Source organism: Flavobacterium mesophilum, assembly GCF_039581405.1.
Taxonomy (GTDB): Bacteria; Bacteroidota; Bacteroidia; order Flavobacteriales; family Flavobacteriaceae; genus Flavobacterium.
In genome coordinates this window covers 227,393-243,916 of sequence record NZ_JBCPXZ010000007.1, presented here as the reverse complement: position 1 = coordinate 243,916, position 16,524 = coordinate 227,393, and the positions used below count along the sequence as shown (strand labels likewise).

Annotated in this window: 14 protein-coding genes; 9 read left to right on the top strand and 5 right to left on the bottom strand. The window is 32.8% G+C overall.

Annotated elements, in window-relative coordinates:
- Window positions 1-28: 28 nt before the first annotated feature.
- The gene (locus AAYQ19_RS20185) at window positions 29-3,127 is read right to left on the bottom strand and encodes an efflux RND transporter permease subunit (RefSeq protein WP_343538830.1); all 3,099 of its coding nucleotides are present in this window, start codon (window positions 3,125-3,127) and stop codon (window positions 29-31) included.
- 124 nt (window positions 3,128-3,251) lie between these two features.
- Window positions 3,252-4,310, bottom strand: coding sequence for an efflux RND transporter periplasmic adaptor subunit (locus tag AAYQ19_RS20180; protein ID WP_343538828.1), 1,059 nt, complete (start codon window positions 4,308-4,310; stop codon window positions 3,252-3,254).
- 529 nt (window positions 4,311-4,839) lie between these two features.
- Here AAYQ19_RS20180 and AAYQ19_RS20175 point away from each other — a divergent pair.
- From AAYQ19_RS20175 to AAYQ19_RS20165, 3 genes are all read left to right on the top strand, one after another.
- Window positions 4,840-5,436: a DUF6436 domain-containing protein gene (locus AAYQ19_RS20175; protein ID WP_343538827.1), complete on the top strand. Its 597-nt coding sequence runs from the start codon at window positions 4,840-4,842 to the stop codon at window positions 5,434-5,436.
- 24 nt (window positions 5,437-5,460) lie between these two features.
- Window positions 5,461-6,327 carry a hypothetical protein gene (locus tag AAYQ19_RS20170; protein WP_343538826.1) on the top strand — a complete coding sequence of 289 codons (867 nt, stop codon included), beginning with the start codon at window positions 5,461-5,463 and terminating at the stop codon, window positions 6,325-6,327.
- Between the two features lie 87 nt (window positions 6,328-6,414).
- The gene (locus tag AAYQ19_RS20165; protein WP_343538824.1) at window positions 6,415-7,008 is read left to right on the top strand and encodes a PAS domain-containing protein; all 594 of its coding nucleotides are present in this window, start codon (window positions 6,415-6,417) and stop codon (window positions 7,006-7,008) included.
- 126 nt (window positions 7,009-7,134) lie between these two features.
- Here the strand turns inward: AAYQ19_RS20165 and recG are convergent, their stop codons facing one another.
- Window positions 7,135-9,243 (bottom strand): ATP-dependent DNA helicase RecG, encoded by a 2,109-nt coding sequence (recG, locus tag AAYQ19_RS20160; RefSeq protein WP_343538822.1) that lies wholly within the window; start codon window positions 9,241-9,243, stop codon window positions 7,135-7,137.
- A 233-nt stretch (window positions 9,244-9,476) separates the two neighbouring features.
- Here recG and AAYQ19_RS20155 point away from each other — a divergent pair, with 233 nt between their 5' ends.
- The 3 genes from AAYQ19_RS20155 to AAYQ19_RS20145 all read left to right on the top strand — a co-directional run bounded on the left by AAYQ19_RS20155 (window position 9,477) and on the right by AAYQ19_RS20145 (window position 11,056).
- Window positions 9,477-9,887 carry a hypothetical protein gene (locus AAYQ19_RS20155; protein ID WP_343538820.1) on the top strand — a complete coding sequence of 137 codons (411 nt, stop codon included), beginning with the start codon at window positions 9,477-9,479 and terminating at the stop codon, window positions 9,885-9,887.
- Between the two features lie 77 nt (window positions 9,888-9,964).
- Entirely contained in the window at window positions 9,965-10,507 is a 543-nt protein-coding gene (locus tag AAYQ19_RS20150; protein ID WP_343538818.1) for a DUF1697 domain-containing protein, read from the top strand.
- A gap of 27 nt (window positions 10,508-10,534) precedes the next feature.
- Window positions 10,535-11,056, top strand: coding sequence for a tetratricopeptide repeat protein (locus tag AAYQ19_RS20145; protein ID WP_343538816.1), 522 nt, complete (start codon window positions 10,535-10,537; stop codon window positions 11,054-11,056).
- An 11-nt stretch (window positions 11,057-11,067) separates the two neighbouring features.
- Here the strand turns inward: AAYQ19_RS20145 and AAYQ19_RS20140 are convergent, their stop codons facing one another.
- Window positions 11,068-11,811, bottom strand: a complete 744-nt coding sequence (locus AAYQ19_RS20140; RefSeq protein WP_343538814.1) for a Dph6-related ATP pyrophosphatase — start codon at window positions 11,809-11,811, stop codon at window positions 11,068-11,070.
- Window positions 11,812-11,906: 95 nt separating this feature from the next.
- On the opposite strand from AAYQ19_RS20140, the gene AAYQ19_RS20135 reads away from it, so the two are divergent.
- The 3 genes from AAYQ19_RS20135 to AAYQ19_RS20125 all read left to right on the top strand — a co-directional run bounded on the left by AAYQ19_RS20135 (window position 11,907) and on the right by AAYQ19_RS20125 (window position 15,921).
- Window positions 11,907-13,967: a M1 family metallopeptidase gene (locus AAYQ19_RS20135; RefSeq protein ID WP_343538812.1), complete on the top strand. Its 2,061-nt coding sequence runs from the start codon at window positions 11,907-11,909 to the stop codon at window positions 13,965-13,967.
- A gap of 103 nt (window positions 13,968-14,070) precedes the next feature.
- Window positions 14,071-14,976 (top strand): patatin-like phospholipase family protein, encoded by a 906-nt coding sequence (locus tag AAYQ19_RS20130; protein ID WP_343538810.1) that lies wholly within the window; start codon window positions 14,071-14,073, stop codon window positions 14,974-14,976.
- 12 nt (window positions 14,977-14,988) lie between these two features.
- The gene (locus tag AAYQ19_RS20125) at window positions 14,989-15,921 is read left to right on the top strand and encodes a hypothetical protein (protein ID WP_343538808.1); all 933 of its coding nucleotides are present in this window, start codon (window positions 14,989-14,991) and stop codon (window positions 15,919-15,921) included.
- Window positions 15,922-15,927: 6 nt separating this feature from the next.
- Here the strand turns inward: AAYQ19_RS20125 and AAYQ19_RS20120 are convergent, their stop codons facing one another.
- Window positions 15,928-16,449, bottom strand: a complete 522-nt coding sequence (locus AAYQ19_RS20120; RefSeq protein WP_343538806.1) for a DUF7935 family protein — start codon at window positions 16,447-16,449, stop codon at window positions 15,928-15,930.
- Between the last annotated feature and the right edge of the window lie 75 nt (window positions 16,450-16,524).

Here is a 16,524-nt window from a genome sequence, read left to right as displayed (position 1 = left end):
GAGCAAAACTCATGATTTTTTTTGGCTACTATTTTATACTTTCTTTTTCGTATTCGTCAATATGATCGAACTCTGGATAATGCTTTCTAGCTTTAGACCACATTAAATAAATGGCTGGAATTACAAAAAGTGTCAAAGCAAGAGAGAAAATAGTTCCTCCAACAATTACAACTCCCATCCCGATTCTACTTGTCGAAGCTGCTCCAAGTGACATTGCGATTGGCAATGCACCTAATGCAATGGCTAAACTGGTCATTAAAATTGGACGAAGACGTGCTTCTGAAGCTTCTAAAATGGCTTCCAATTTTGGTTTGCCTTGTTCTCGGAGCTGATTGGCAAATTCGACAATCAAAATACCGTTTTTCGTTACTAATCCAATAAGCATTACGGTTCCAATTTGGCTAAATATATTCCATGTCTGATTGAATAACCATAATGAGAATAACGCTCCCGCAACTGCCATTGGTACTGTTAAGATAATAATGAACGGATCAATGAAACTTTCAAATTGAGCTGCTAAAATCAAGAAAATCAAAAGCAAAGCCAAACCGAAAGCGAATGAAGTATTCGAGCTACTTTCAACGAAATCTCTCGATTCTCCACTTAAATCAGTTGTAAACGTTTCATCTAAAACTTTCGCTTTGATTCGGTTCATTTCGTCAATTCCGTCGCCCATACTTTTTCCTGGTGCTAAACCTGCAGAAACTGTAGCCGACATATAACGGTTGTTATGGTAAAGTTGTGGCGGATTACTTTGTTCTTCAACATTTACAACGTTGTCCATTTGAATTAATTCCCCTTTGTTGTTTTTAACAAACATTGAAGTCAAATCCAATGGTTTTGAACGATCTTTTTGATCAAATTGACCAATTACCTGATATTGTTTTCCGTTTTTGATGAAATAACCAAAACGTTGTCCACTTAAAGAAAGTTGCAACGTTTGTGCAATATCTAAAATCGAAATTCCCAAACTCTCAGCTTTTTCACGATTGATGCTTACGTTGATTTCTGGTTTGTTGAATTTCAAGTTCACATCTGTTGTCGAGAAAACATCGCTTTTTCCGACTTCTTCCATAAACAATGGAATTTTTTCTCTAAGTTTTTCAAAGTTTGGCGCTTGAATAATATACTGAATTGGCAAACCTCCACGTCTGTTTACCGCAATTGTTGGCTGTTGGATAACAGCAGTTTTTGCTTCAGGATATTTTTTAGTCCATTTTGTCAATTTATCAGCAATCTCTTTTTGAGATACTTTTCTTTCGTCTGGTTCTTTCAATGAAAGTCGGATAAAACCAGTATTTGTTGCCGAAGCTCCAAAACCTGGCGCCGTAATCACCAAACTCACTTTTTTCTCCGGAATTGAATCATCTACCAATCTTGAGATTTCTTGCATAAAACGATCTGTGTATTCATAAGATGAACCTTCAGGAGTTGTCATACGCATGGTCACAGAGCTTCTGTCATCAAGCGGAGCAGTTTCTTTTGGAAGAATTGTAAAGAACAAATAAATCAATCCAAAACATGCAATAAGAATTGGGAAACTGATCCATTTTTTATCCATAAATTTTGAAAGTGATTCAGCATAACTGCTGTTCATTTTCTCAAAAAATGGTTCTGTTTTAATATAGAATTTTGATTTTTTCTGTTCGCCGCCTTTCATTAAATAAGCATTCAACATTGGCGTAAGCGTTAACGATACAAAAGCAGAAATCAATACCGCAGCACCAATTACAACACCAAATTCCCTAAAAAGTCGGCCAACGAAGCCTTCTAAGAAAATTACCGGCAAGAATACCGCTGCAAGTGTAACAGAAATTGAAATTACGGCATAAAAAATTTCATTTGAACCTTTGATTGCCGCTTCAATTGGTGACATTCCTTCTTCCACTTTTTTGAAGATATTTTCGGTAACTACAATACCATCATCTACAACTAAACCTGTTGCTAATACGATTGCTAATAAAGTCAATACGTTAATTGAGAATCCAAAAAGCCACATAATAAAAAACGTAGCAATCAAGGAAACTGGAATATCAATTAAAGGCCTGAAAGCAATTGCCCAGTCTCTAAAGAATAAATAAATAATGATGATTACCAGAATAATAGAGATTCCTAAAGTTTCAGCAACTTCCAGTACTGATTTTTTTACGAAAACAGTATTGTCAAGAGCAATATTCAGTTTGATATCTTTAGGAAGATCCTTTTTTAAAGCTTCATATTTTTTATAAAATTCAGCTGAAATATCTAAATAATTGGCTCCAGGCATTGGTACGATTGCCAAACCAATCATTGGCAAACCAGATTGGCTCAATTTGGTTTCAATATTTTCTGGACCAAGTTCAGCACCTCCAATATCACTGAAACGAACAATTTTATCTCCGTCCGTGCGGATGATAATGTTGTTGAATTCTTCCGGTTTTGATAAGTTTCCGATAGTTTTTACCGTAAGCTCTGTATTGTTACCTGTTAATTTTCCTGATGGAAGCTCAACGTTTTGTGCATTCAAAGCACTACGAACTTCTGCAACTGTACATCCATAAGCCGCAAGTTTTGCAGGATCGATCCATAAACGCATTGCGTAACGTTTTTGTCCCCAAATTTGCACGCCACTTACCCCAGGAATGGTTTCTAGACGTTGTGAAATTACGTTTTCGGCATAATCACTCAATTCAAGTGAATTTCTGGTATCACTTTGTACTGTCATCGAAATAATGGCATCACTATCTGCATCGGCTTTTGATACCACTGGCGGTGCATCAATATCTTGAGGCAAACTTCTGATCGCTTGTGAAACTTTATCACGAACATCATTTGCAGCTTCTTCTAAATCTTTATCAAGATTAAACTCGATGGTAATATTACTGCTTCCTTGATTACTCGAAGAAGTAATATTTCTAATTCCGTCGATAGCATTTACTGCTTTTTCAAGCGGTTCTGTAATTTGCGATTCAATAATGTCTGAATTGGCTCCGGTATAATTGGTTCTAATAGAAACCTGCGCCGGGTCAATTGAAGGGAATTCTCGAACACCCAAAAATGTATAACCAATGAAACCGAATAAAATAATCAAAAGATTCAGTACAATCGTTAAAACGGGTCTTCTTATACTTGTGGTTGATAAACTCATATTATGATTTTAGATTGTTGATTTTAGATTTCAGATTTCCAGATTTATTGTTAAATCCAACTGCTATCTTTAAACCAGTTTTCAAGCCTTTTAGCTTTAGACTTTAAGACTTTTGACTTTAAAACTATTTTATTTTAACTTTTATTGGAGCCTCATTTTTAAGCGACATAACACCGCTTGTAACAAGTGTGTCACCAGCTTTTAATCCAGATAAAATTAAAATAGAAGCATCAGTACGAGTTGTTGCTTCAACCATAACTTCTTTGGCTTTGCCCATATCAGAGATATATACTTTTTTTCCGCTTTGAACAGGAACAATCGCTTCAGATGGAACTACAATTGCATCTTTAATAATGTTTAGTGGCAGTTTTACATCTGCAAAAGTCCCAGGGAAAAGTTTTCCGTCAGTATTGTCAGCAATAGCTCTGATTTGTAAAGTTCTTGTTGCCACGGCAACTTCAGGTTCTATTGCATAAATTTTCGCTTTATAAGTTTTGTCCGATCCAGAAACTGTAAAATCAATATTTGAACCGTTGTTAACCTGTGTAGCGTATTTTTCAGGAATTGAGAAAGTAATTTTCACTTTGCCCATATTGACTAATTTAGCAACTAAAATAGTAGGAGTGATGTAAGTTCCTGGGGAAATAGAACGCAGACCAATTTTTCCTGAAAAAGGTGCTTTTACAGAGGTTTTTGAAATTTGTGCTTTTATTAATTGTGTTTGTGCTTTTGCAGAAGCATAATCGGCGTTTGCTACATCAAACTCTTCTTGGCTAATAGCTTCTTTTTGAAGCAATAATTTAGCTCTTCTTTCATTTTCAGCTGCCAAACCTTCTCTAGTTTGCGCTTGACGCAATTGTGCTCTTAATTCAATATCATTCACTTTAAAAAGTACTTGACCTTTGCTTACGTAACTTCCTTCGTTGAAATAAATTCCTTCAACGATTCCAGAAACTTCGCTTCTGATTTCTATTTGCTCATTAGCTTCAATTGACCCTGATAATGATAAATTATTATCAAAAGTGGCTGTTTTTACAACAATTCCAGTAACAGTTGTTGGTTTGTCTTTGTCGCCAGATTTTTTTGATTCATCATTTTTGCTTTTGTTGGATATTACTCTGTAGGTAATAAATCCACCTAAAACAATAATTATCAAGGCATAAATTAGGTTTTTTACTTTCATAAAATTAAAGTGATATGTTTTTTTGGGTTTTTGTTTTTGTAGCTAACAAATTTAACTTTTTGATACGAAAACGAAAGAGCTTAGCCTTTATTTAACATTTGTATGTACAAGTTTTTGCATTGCCAATATATTTAGACTGTTTTTCTTTACAATGGTTTAATCTAGAAAGAAAAAAAACTTGATTTTGCTGAAAATGGTGCAAGGCTAGTAAAATTCTGTAAAAACGAAAATTTTAAAGTAGGTTTTTGGTTATAAAAAACGTAAAAATACGTGTTTTTAAACTAAGAAAAAACCTACTTTGTTTTTTTTAGACCGTATTTTAACTCAAATATTTTGTGCTTTATCTATTTTATTTGTAAACTTGATAAGGTTAAACAAAATAACAGCATTTTAGTTCGTATTATGCCGTTTTTCTGTGATGTTACAGATAAATGTAAGTTTTTTAATTTATTTTATAGTTTGATTTTTTGTTGTGTCAAATTTTAAAATTAACAAGTGTTTATGTTTTTAAATCAAAATCTATTTGTTTATGATGAAAAAATTACTCCTTGGCTTATGGTTCTCTTTACTTCTTGCAGCTATTACGGTATTGTTTTGGAACAATGAATTTCAGTACAGTTTGCCAACACCAATTCCTAAGGATTATCATCCTGTTGCAATGGGAAGCAAGATTGATTTAAAATGCTGTACAATAGATCAAAAACCCGTATTTATTCATTTTTTTAACCCTGAATGTCCTTGTTCTCGTTTTAATATTCCTCATGTGAGTGAATTGATAAGAAAATATGGTGATCGCGTCAATTTTAAAATTGTAGTCATAAACAATGAAAAAAGCGTCACAATAGAAGAAATTCAGCGAAAATTTAGTGCCAAAATTCCGGTTTACTTTGACCAATCAATAGCTAAAAATTGCGGGGTTTTCTCGACACCACAAGCCGCACTTATTGATAGCTCGCAAAAACTTTATTTTAGGGGAAATTATAACAAAACGAGATATTGTACGGATGCAGAAACTAATTATGCTCAACAGGCAATAGAAATGTTATTGAAAAAGACAAATGCCCCATCATTTGATGCTTTGGCTATGAGGGCCTACGGATGTTCATTACCAAAATGCACTAAATAAATCTAACCCCTAAATTTACTATTTATGAAAAGGAAAGCTAGTTTGAATGAGCAGGACTATCTGCACAGTTTTATGTCTACAATGACAGAAAAATCGGATGTAATTATTAATTATGTTCTCGCTGTTTATTTTCTTCTCGGAATCGCATTGTCTTTTAAATTTGATACTTGGGAAATTGGAGCAGGGGTAGGAACACTGAATTTACTTGCTTATTATTCGGCCAAATTATTTGTTAGAAATTCTAAATTTTACCAATATGTACTTTCAGTAGTTCTGGCCATTTTTATGGCGCAATATATTTATCAATTGCATGGCTTGTTTGAAATGCATTTTACGGTATTTGTGGCCAGTACGATTTTAATTATTTATCAGAATTGGAAACTTCAAATTCCACTTGCGCTTTTGGTAATCTTTCATCACGGAACCTTGGCGTATCTTCAAAATTATGTTTACAACGATGCAAATGGATTGCAGATTTATTTCTCCCAAGTAAGTTTTGATTTTGAAACTTTCTTGATTCATATTGTATTGGCAAATGCTGTGTTTTTTATGAATGGTTATTGGGCCTATTATTTTAAAACGCACAGCCAAAATCATATCACTAAAATTTCTGATGAGTACGAATTGGAAAACATCAAGTTAGCTTCTGCAAAATTCAATTCAATATCTGCAACCAAAGAATACAATGACTTTATCCATAAAACAACTTTAGATTTAAAAATGCCGGTAAGCTCTGTTTTAAAGCTGATTGATGTTTCAAAAGGCCATACAGATAACGACCAACTTTTAAATTATCTTGAAATGATGAAAGAAAGTGCCAAAAAAATCGATGATCTAGTAAATGATATTCATTTCAAAGCTATCACTGGCAAAACAAACTCAAATCAATAATTAAATGGATTAAAACTTCACTTTAATCGAATTTGATAGTACATGCACAAAACTTAAACACACATATTAATTTTAACTGCAGAATTTATGGATACGAGAATCCCCCGCCCAAATCCATCCCATCGAGAAGTTGATTGGAACAAGAGTAAAGTATTGCTCAGTAAAACAGACACAAAAGGAACTATTTTGTATGCCAATGATGATTTTATAGAAGTATCAGGTTACGATGAAGTTGAGTTACTTGGCCAGCCGCATAATATTATTCGGCATCCAGATATGCCCAAAGTAATTTTCAAGTTTTTGTGGGACAGTATAAAATCGAGCAAAAACATTCACGCCATTATTAAAAACAAGTCAAAAAAAGGCAGGTATTATTGGGTAATCACCGATTTTAAAATTATAGCCGATTTCAATGGAGATATAGTAGGCTATTTTGGAACAAAAAAATCGGTCCGCGAAGATATTATTGACAAATTTATTGAGCCTTTGTATCAAAAACTGCTGCATATTGAAGAAACTAGCGGTGTATTAGCTTCAGAAGAATATTTAGTGGCTTTTTTACAAGAACGTAAAAAAACATATATGGAATACATTGATGATCTTGTTGCAACAGGAAAAGATAAAAAAAATAAAAGCTTATTCGGTGGGCTTTTTGAAAAGAAAAAGAAGTTGCAAAAATAGCTTATAAGCTTGTTGTTTGGACCTGATAGGTTTTTAAAATCTGTCAGGTTTTTTTAAGTTTCAAGTTTAAGGTTTCAAGTTTCAGGTTAAAACCTTTGTCCCTTTGTACCTTTGTGTCTTTGCCTCTTAACTAATATAATTCCAAATATTTTTCTTTTTAGTCAATTCAATAAAAACAGCTTTTAAAACCGCATGTTCTGGTTTTTGAAGTGGGCTATCTTCTTTTAAGATTTTCATGGCATAATTTCTAGCCAATGATAAAATCTCTCGATCTTTTACAATATCTGCGATTTGTAAATTTAGAACGCCACTTTGCTGTGTTCCCATCATATCGCCAGGACCGCGAAGTTTAAGATCTACTTCGGCAATTTCGAAACCGTCATTTGTGCCAACCATTGTCTCCATTCTGATTTTGCTGTCAGAACTCAACTTATGGCCGGTCATTAAAATACAATAACTCTGTTCGGCTCCACGACCCACACGCCCTCGTAATTGATGAAGCTGTGAAAGACCAAAACGTTCTGCACTTTCAATAATCATAACGCTGGCATTTGGTACATTTACACCAACCTCAATAACTGTTGTAGCGACCATGATATTGGTTTTTCCTTCAGAAAAGCGTTTCATTTCGGCATCTTTATCTGCTGGTTTCATTTTCCCGTGCAGAATCGAAATCGAATATTGTGGTAAAGGGAAATCTCTAGAAATGCTGTCGTAACCATCCATTAAATCCTTATAATCCATTTTTTCAGACTCTTGAATCAACGGATAAACAATATAAATTTGTCTTCCTTTGGCAATTTCATCGCGAAGGAATTTCCAGACTTTTAATCGGTTGGTGTCGTATCGATGTACGGTCTGAATAGGTTTTCTTCCGGGAGGTAATTCATCAATTACAGAAATATCCAAATCTCCGTATAAACTCATTGCCAAAGTTCTCGGAATTGGCGTTGCCGTCATCACCAAAACATGTGGCGGAATATCATTTTTCTTCCACAATTTTGAACGTTGTTCCACACCAAAACGATGTTGTTCATCAATAATCGATAAACCTAAATTTTGAAATTTTACTTTATCTTCTAATAAGGCGTGCGTTCCAATTATAATTTGCAAGCTTCCGTTTTCAAGCTCTTCATGAATAATTTTTCGTTCAGAAGTCTTAGTGGAACCCGTTAATATTCGAATATTGATATTTAAAGTATTGGCAAATTCAGATAATCCAATAAAATGTTGATTGGCCAAAATCTCAGTTGGCGCCATTAAACAAGCCTGAAAGCCGTTGTCAATTGCCAAAAGCATGCTCATAAAAGCAACTATGGTTTTTCCAGAACCCACATCACCTTGAAGCAAACGATTCATTTGAGCGTTGCTTCCCATGTCTGTACGGATTTCTTTCAACACTCTTTTTTGAGCGCCAGTCAAATCAAAAGGCAAGTGATTTTGATAAAATTCATTAAACAATTCGCCAACTTTTGTAAATGGATGCCCTTTTATTTTATGCTTTCTAATTAAATTTTTGGTGATTAATTGAAGCTGAATAAAAAACAATTCTTCAAATTTTAATCGGAATTGGGCTTTCGCCAAAATTTCAGTGCTTTTTGGAAAATGAATATTGAATAAAGCAGCTCTTTTTGGGATCAATTTTAATTCTTCAATCAAATATGGAGGGAAAGTTTCCGTAAATAGAGCCTGCGTTTCAATAAACAATTGTTCCATTAGTTTATTGATCGTTCTGTTTGAAATTCCTCGGTTTGCGAGAGTTTCTGTAGAAGGATAAACAGGTTGCATTGCAGAGCGAAGACTTTTTTCGTGTTCACTTAAAAGCTCAATTTCTGGATGCGCCATGCTGAATTGGCTTCCGTATAATGAGCATTTTCCAAAAATTACTAAAGCCTCATTCAGTTTTAAACTCTCCCGAATCCATTTATGTCCTTGAAACCAATTTAGTTCAATTTGCCCCGTATCATCCACGAAAGTGGCAACCAAACGTTTTTTGTTTTTTGCAAACTCAACCGTTTTGATATTGATGATTTTTCCAATAATCTGAACTTCAGTTCCAGTATTCTGTAGCTCGTTAATCTTGTAATAACGTGTTCTGTCAATATACCGATTCGGAAAAAAATTGACTAAATCCCCATATTTGTGAATGCCCAATTCCTTGCGAAGCAACTGGCCACGACTCGGGCCAACGCCTTTTAGGTATTCAATAGGGGTTTCAAGAAGATTGTTAGACATGTATTAATTTAAGATTTAAAGAATTTAGATTTTAGACAGGAAAATTGGATTTTTGGATTTTTGGATTGGAATTTAATTCAACAGCGAAGATAGATTTTAATTGGGAAATCTGAAAATGAATTAAAATTTTCAAATCTTTGAATATTAAGTTATCATTAAGTTGAATAGTTGAGACGCAACTATTTAATTAAAACAAAATCTTATTTATAAGTAACCATAAAAACGAATCAAACATGAAGAAAATTGGACTTTTATTAATATTGCTTATTTCGCTGGTTTCATGCTCTAATGACAATTCTGAAAGCAATGCTGTAACTAATTCAGGATATTACGGAAAATGGGTTCGAGTAGCAAATCCAGCTGCAAATAGTATTGGGTCTTTAGAGCCGTATTATGTTTTTAATGAGGATAAAACCTTTGTTAAGACGATACCAAATAATAACGTATCCTTTTCGGGTACATTTGAAATCATAAAAAATGATACAGAAACATATTTTCTTTTAACTTATCCTAGTAAAAATGACTGGATATCAACTTGTATTAGTGGTACTTTAGAAGAGGCTTTTACATTAAATGACTCAGGTAATTTAGTAGATCAAGCAGGAATGTGTGACCGTTACGGAATATTTACAAAAGCGAAATAAAAAACGTAAGTTTGTTTATAATTAAAAAGTATTCAGTTTAATATTGAATACTTTTCTTTTTTAATTAAACTCTGAATATGAAAACGCACTTAGCACTTTTACGCGGCATAAATGTTTCCGGCCATAATATGATGAAAATGGAAGCCTTGAAAACGATGTTAGAAAATATTGGATTTCAAAATATTAGAACCTATTTGCAATCTGGAAATGTTTTTGTTGACAGTGAAGAAGATGCAGCAAAAGTTGGTTTTATGATCAAGCAAGAAATTTTTAAAGTTTTTGGTCATGAAGTTCCAGTTGTAGTGATTACAAAAGAGCATTTGGAATCTTGTTTCGCAAATAATCCATATTTCAAAGAAAAAGATATTGATACAAAAAAATTATACGTTGCTTTCATTTCAACGAATTTGAAAAAAGAAAGTATAAACGAACTTAAAATTAGTCAATTCAAACCCGATGAAGCAAGTATTGATGAAAACAGAATTTTTATTAAATACGATATAGGCGCAGGAAAAACGCGTTTCGATCAAAAATACATTGAGAAAAAACTGAATGTTGTAGCAACAATTCGAAACTGGAATACGGTTACAAATCTTTTAAAAATGTACTCTGAAGAGTAAAAAATGATGCAAAAGAAAACAATAAAATTGCTATTCATTTTTGTTTTAATTGTAGCATCGCTAATAGGTTTTTCAATATGGAAAAGACCAACTATATTAGTTGAGAAATATTACTATTATTCAGGATATTTTAAACAGAGAGGGAAAAACTTAACGGGTGCTATAGAAGATTATAATAAAGCACTACAGCTAAATAAAAATTATCAAACCGCTTACATCTCAAGAGGAAGTGCGTACATGGATTTGAAAAAATATAAGCAAGCGATATTAGATTATTCGACTGCAATTAGTATAAATCCTGTAAACCCAGAACCATACGCATATCGTGGTCGCGGTTATTATGAAATTAATGATGTTGCTAAATCAATTTTAGATTTCAACAAAGCTATCCAGCTGGATGAAAAATTTGGTTACGCTTATCTAAATCGAGCGCTTGTGAGGTATACTAAATTACAGGATTATGCTGGTGGATGTACCGATTTAAAAATAGCTTCAGATTTAGGAGAATCTGAAGCTGATGATTATTTTAAGGAGGGGATCTGCGATTAGTAGCAAATCCATTATTTCGGAATCAAATCACAATACCAAAATCCGTAATCAAAAGCAGTTTTGTCGTTTGTGTCGCAAGCTGTGTTTGAGGAATTTTGATTTTTTGGTGCTTCGTATTTGCGATAAACAGTTTCTCCAATTTCAAAGTTTATTGGTTCAGAAAAAATTGGGCCGTCAAAAGCAAAAGTGTGAAATTCGCCGTTTTCGCCGCACACATCAACATTTTCAGGCAAATCATTAATGAAATCCTGATCTATAATTCGGCCAACGAAACTTTTGTCTAGATATTTTTCGTTCACACAAACTACGATTGTTTTAAAGCCAAGTGAAATAAATTCCTGAATCAATTCGTGTGATGAAATCTTCCAAATTGGAAAAACACCTTCAAAATTCATTTTTGCCAATTGATCTTCACGGTATTTTCTTAAATCTTCCAAAAATATATCGCCAAAAACAGAATGTGAAATACCTTCGTTTTTTAATTCTGTCAAGGTTTCAAACATCACATTTTCATAAACTTCCATCGTTGGCATTTCTGGGATTTCCATAATTTTTAATGGAATTCCAATGCTTTTTGCCTGCGCTTCTAACAATTCCACACGAACGCCATGCATTGAAATTCGCTGAAATTGCTGATTCACGCTCGTCAATAAATATTCGATTTTAAAATCAGGATTTTGTAGAATTTTATATAAAGAAAGGGCAGAATCTTTTCCGCTGCTCCAATTAAATAAGGCTTTTTGGGGTGTTGACACGATTTGGAATTTTAAATGGTAAACTTACAAATTTCATTCTATTTGTTTACGAAAGGTTTGTAACTTTGGGATTTCGCCTTAAATTCAAATTCTAAATGAAATATATTTTTCTCCTCATAACTTCCTTTGCTTTTGCGCAACAAACCCAATATGTTGATTTTAAATCGGTTTCAGGGCAATTAACTTTAAATGCTAAAGAAAAAACAATTGTTGGCGTTATAGATTATCAATTCGAAGTTCTAAAAACATTGGATACCATTAAAATCGATGCAAAAAACATGGAGTTTTCAAAGGTTCAAATCGACAATAAAAATGCTGTTTTTGTTAATTCAGGGAAACAACTACAACTTATTGGAAATTTTCAGAAAGGGCAAAATCATCTCACTTTTGAATATACTGCAAAACCAAAACAAGCTTTGTATTTTGTTGATATTGAAAATAAAGACGTTCAAATCTGGACACAAGGGCAAGGCAGATATACAAGCAACTGGTTCCCGAGTTTTGATGATGTGAACGAAAAAGTGGTTTTCAATTTAGGAATAACTTATGACAAAGATTATCAAGTTATTTCAAATGGAATTTTAAAAGAAAAAAAACAAACAGGAACGTCATTTCATTGGCAATACGAAATGGAAAAACCAATGAGTTCGTATGTTTTAATGCTTGCGATTGGGAAATACGACAAAAAAGAGTCGAAGTCTAAATCCAATATACCGCTTGAATATTATTTGGAAGGTAAAGACGCATCGCGTTTTGAACCGACGTATCGCTATTCAAAACGTATTTTTGATTTTTTGGAGAAAGAAATTGGCGTAAAATATCCTTGGGAAATTTACAGAGAAATTCCGGTGCGAGATTTTCTGTATGCCGGAATGGAAAACACCACTTCAACACTTTTTGCAACGCGTTATGTGGTTGATTCAATTGGTTTTATTGATCGAAATTACACTAATGTTGATGCGCACGAATTGGCTCATCATTGGTTTGGGAATTTGATTACTGCCGAAAGCAGCAAGCATCATTGGCTCCAAGAAGGTTTTGCTACTTATTATGCCGCTTTGGCTGAACGTGACTTTTTTGGCAATGATTATTTTTATTCTAAGCTTTATGATACTGCTCAACAAATAAAATTTGCTTCGAGAACTGATACAATTCCGGTTTTAAGCCCAAAAGCGAGTTCACTTACTTTTTATGAAAAAGGAGCGTGGGCACTTTTTGTTTTGCATGAATCTATTGGAGATAAAGCATTTAAAAAAGCCATAAAAAGTTATTTGAAAAAATATGCATACCAAACTGTAAATACAGAAAATTTCTTCGACGAAATTAGAAAAGTGTCCAATTTTGATTTGGAGAAGTTCCAAAAAACATGGCTGGAATCAACTGTTTTTGATACGCCAACGGCAAATGCTTTATTGAGTAAAAACAAAGCAATTCAAATTCGGTTAGAGGTTGATAAATTGAAAAAAACGTATTTGGCAGAAAAGAAAGATTTCTTTATTAAAACTCTAAGTTCAGATGTTTACCATTCGGTAAAAGAAGCAATTATTGATCAATTGGAAAATGAGAAATATGAAGGAAAAAAAGAATTGCTTTTATTGGCAATGAAAACAAACGACCTTCAAGTTCGACAAAGTATCGCTGAAACTTTAACGAAGATTCCGGAAGATTTCAGAACTGAATATGAAACTTTGCTAGACGATAAATCATATCAAACGCAAGAAATTGCGTTGTATTGGTTGTGGAGAAATTTTCCAGAATATCGTACCGCATATTTAGACAAATCAAAAGAATGGATTGGTTTTAACGATTATAATCTTCGCACGATGTGGCTTTCTCTAGCGTTATCAACACCAAATTATGTTGAAAATCCGGAACAACTCGTTACAGAATTAATTAGTTTTTCCTCTACAAAATACGAAGCAACAACCAGGCAAAATGCGCTCGAAAAATTGATTGCATTCAAAATCATCAACGATCAGGTTTTGAGTAACTTAGTCGCATCTACAACACATCATATGTGGCAATTTTCGAAATTTGGAAGAGATACAATCAGAATGTTATTAAAAAATTCTGAAATGCGTGCTTCGTTTGAAAGAATTTTGCCTAATTTGACCCCCGATGAACAGTTCCAATTGAATCGTTTGTTGAAAGAATAAATGAGAGAATAGAAAATAGAGCAAAGAGTATAGATTAACGACGAAGTCCATATTCTTTTTTCTCTGTTCTGTATTCTCAAAAATAAAACCTACAATACCATTTATGAGAGCATTAGTTATTTCTGGCGGCGGAAGTAAAGGCGCATTCGCCGGCGGAGTTGCGCAGTATTTGATCGAAGAAAAAAATTATGAATACGATTTGTTTTTAGGCACTTCTACAGGGAGTTTGCTTATTCCGCATTTGGCTTTAGGGCATATCAAGAAAATTCATTCGGTTTATACTAATGTTACGATGGCGAGTATTTTTAATATTTGCCCGTTTGTGGTTAAAAATAAAGAAGGTGTTGATATCGTTACGATTAATCACTTCAATGTTATACGTCAGTTTTTTAAAGGGAAAAGAACTTTTGGCGAAAGCAAAGGATTGAAAAAGTATATTAAGAATAACTTTTCCTTATCAGATTTCAATAAGCTTAAAAAACTAAAAACGGATGTTATCGTTACCGTTACCAATTTTACAAAAAACGAATCCGAATATAAATCTGTAAAAGAATGCAGTTACGAAGAATTTATAGAGTGGTCTTGGATTTCAAGTAATTATGTTCCGTTTATGAGTTTAGTGGAAAAAGATAACTTTGAATATGGTGACGGAGGTTTTTCAAGTTTGGTTCCAATTCGTGAAGCCATAAATCGTGGAGCGACTGAAATTGACGTTATTATTTTAGAAACTGAAGTAAATATGGATAAAACGGTCATTGGTAAAAACCCGTTTTCTTTAATGATTGATTTGTTCCGAATTGCCTTAGATCAAGTTGAAAAACACGATATTGCTATAGGAAAACTTATGGCAAACAATAAGAATGTAAAACTTAACTTATATTACACGCCAACAAAACTGACTGATAATGCCTTGATTTTCAATAAAGATGTAATGAAAGAATGGTGGGAGCAGGGATATGAATATGCTCAGAATAAATCGGAGGTTATGAGTGATAATAAAGTTATGTAAAAGATTTTCGGAATGAAAAAATATTACGGTATTATATTTTCGGTGCTTTATGCGTTGATTTTTAGGGTTTTGGTTGAATTTGATATTCTTGAAATTAATTCAGTAGTATATATAATTTTGGTTCCCATAGTAATGGGTTTTGTTCCTTTTTTTCTTGATCGCAAAGTTTTTGTAAATAGCATAAGTAAAGCTGCTTTTTTTCCTATAATCAGTACACTTTTATTTTTATTTATTGCTTTCATTTGCCGATTAGAAGATCTAGGCTGTTTTTTAATTCTACTTATTCCGTATCTACCTATTTCTTTGGTTGTAAGTATGATTATTCGTTATTTTATTAAAACTTCAACGGATTATGATACAAATAATGTAACTAAAAATTCATTTGTATTGATTGCTATTCCTTTGATTTTAGGTAATATAGAAAAATATGTGGAGAAGAAAGAAGCCACTTTTCAAATTTCAAAATCAATAATTATTAATAATTCGAAAGAGGATATTTGGAACAATTTATTTTCAGTGCCAGAATTGACTAACTACATCGATAATTCGGCGTATAATTATCTCGGATTTCCAAATCCGGTAAAATCAGAATATGATCCTAAAACAAATGTTAGGTTAGGATATTTTGATAACGGAATAATATTGAATGAAAAAGTTATTGAAGAAGAAAAATTTAAAAAGTTAACTTTTGCTATTAATGTCGATAAATCGAAATTGGAAAGGAGTCAGACCTTTATGCACATTCTTAAAAAAGAAAATTTAGTTTTTAATTCAATTACTTATCAATTAGAGAAAGTTACCGAATCAAGAACTAAATTAACGCTTTTGTGTAATTATAAAATCAAAACAAATATTCCATTGTATGGAGCATTTTGCTCAAAGAATATTATTTCTGATTTCGAAAGTAAGTTATTAAATGCTTTAAAGAAACGAATTGAAGAATAGAAAATTCTACCACATTTCTGCAACTTCATTTTTAATATATCCTAAAGCAGCATTACTTGGAGATTGTTTCTCTAATAAATCGTTTAAAATAACTTCACGCAATTTATCAGCATTTTCAACTTTATCGCTCATTGCAGCTTTACGAATCATTTGAATTGTAGCGTTTTTTGCTGTTGTTATAATCGTCCAACATTCATCAGACATATAAATTTGTTGCGTTAAATTGTGTTCGAATTCTTGTTCGATTTGATCGATCAAATAGTTTTCGTAATCGTGTTTTTCGTTTGAAATTGGAGCAATTCTGATCAATAATTTTGTCAAATTGATGCGTTCCAAAAACAAAGTCATACGTTCGTAAGCTTGCAAACGAATCGGTAAAGATTGTTTTTGATAGTCTCTACTCAATAAAAAAGCACGTTTTTTATCGTTGTTTTTGATATGCAGTTCAAAAAAACTGTAAGCTACAAATCCGGTTACAATTGCAGGTAAAGTATAACTGGTTAATTCTATAATTCTTGTAAAATCCATTTGGGTTAATTTTTTAGCAAAAATATACTTTTTGATGATAAATCCATTTTAATTTTTTGGTAATAAACAAAAAGG

What these genes read in the sequence shown, in the direction of transcription:
- AAYQ19_RS20185 (WP_343538830.1), bottom strand. Translation starts at nt 3,127, where the DNA reads ATGAGTTTATCAACCACAAGTATAAGAAGACCCGTTTTAACGATTGTA.
- AAYQ19_RS20180 (WP_343538828.1), bottom strand. Translation starts at nt 4,310, where the DNA reads ATGAAAGTAAAAAACCTAATTTATGCCTTGATAATTATTGTTTTAGGT.
- AAYQ19_RS20175 (WP_343538827.1), top strand. Translation starts at nt 4,840, where the DNA reads ATGATGAAAAAATTACTCCTTGGCTTATGGTTCTCTTTACTTCTTGCA.
- AAYQ19_RS20170 (WP_343538826.1), top strand. Translation starts at nt 5,461, where the DNA reads ATGAAAAGGAAAGCTAGTTTGAATGAGCAGGACTATCTGCACAGTTTT.
- AAYQ19_RS20165 (WP_343538824.1), top strand. Translation starts at nt 6,415, where the DNA reads ATGGATACGAGAATCCCCCGCCCAAATCCATCCCATCGAGAAGTTGAT.
- recG (WP_343538822.1), bottom strand. Translation starts at nt 9,243, where the DNA reads ATGTCTAACAATCTTCTTGAAACCCCTATTGAATACCTAAAAGGCGTT.
- AAYQ19_RS20155 (WP_343538820.1), top strand. Translation starts at nt 9,477, where the DNA reads ATGAAGAAAATTGGACTTTTATTAATATTGCTTATTTCGCTGGTTTCA.
- AAYQ19_RS20150 (WP_343538818.1), top strand. Translation starts at nt 9,965, where the DNA reads ATGAAAACGCACTTAGCACTTTTACGCGGCATAAATGTTTCCGGCCAT.
- AAYQ19_RS20135 (WP_343538812.1), top strand. Translation starts at nt 11,907, where the DNA reads ATGAAATATATTTTTCTCCTCATAACTTCCTTTGCTTTTGCGCAACAA.
- AAYQ19_RS20130 (WP_343538810.1), top strand. Translation starts at nt 14,071, where the DNA reads ATGAGAGCATTAGTTATTTCTGGCGGCGGAAGTAAAGGCGCATTCGCC.
- AAYQ19_RS20125 (WP_343538808.1), top strand. Translation starts at nt 14,989, where the DNA reads ATGAAAAAATATTACGGTATTATATTTTCGGTGCTTTATGCGTTGATT.
- AAYQ19_RS20120 (WP_343538806.1), bottom strand. Translation starts at nt 16,449, where the DNA reads ATGGATTTTACAAGAATTATAGAATTAACCAGTTATACTTTACCTGCA.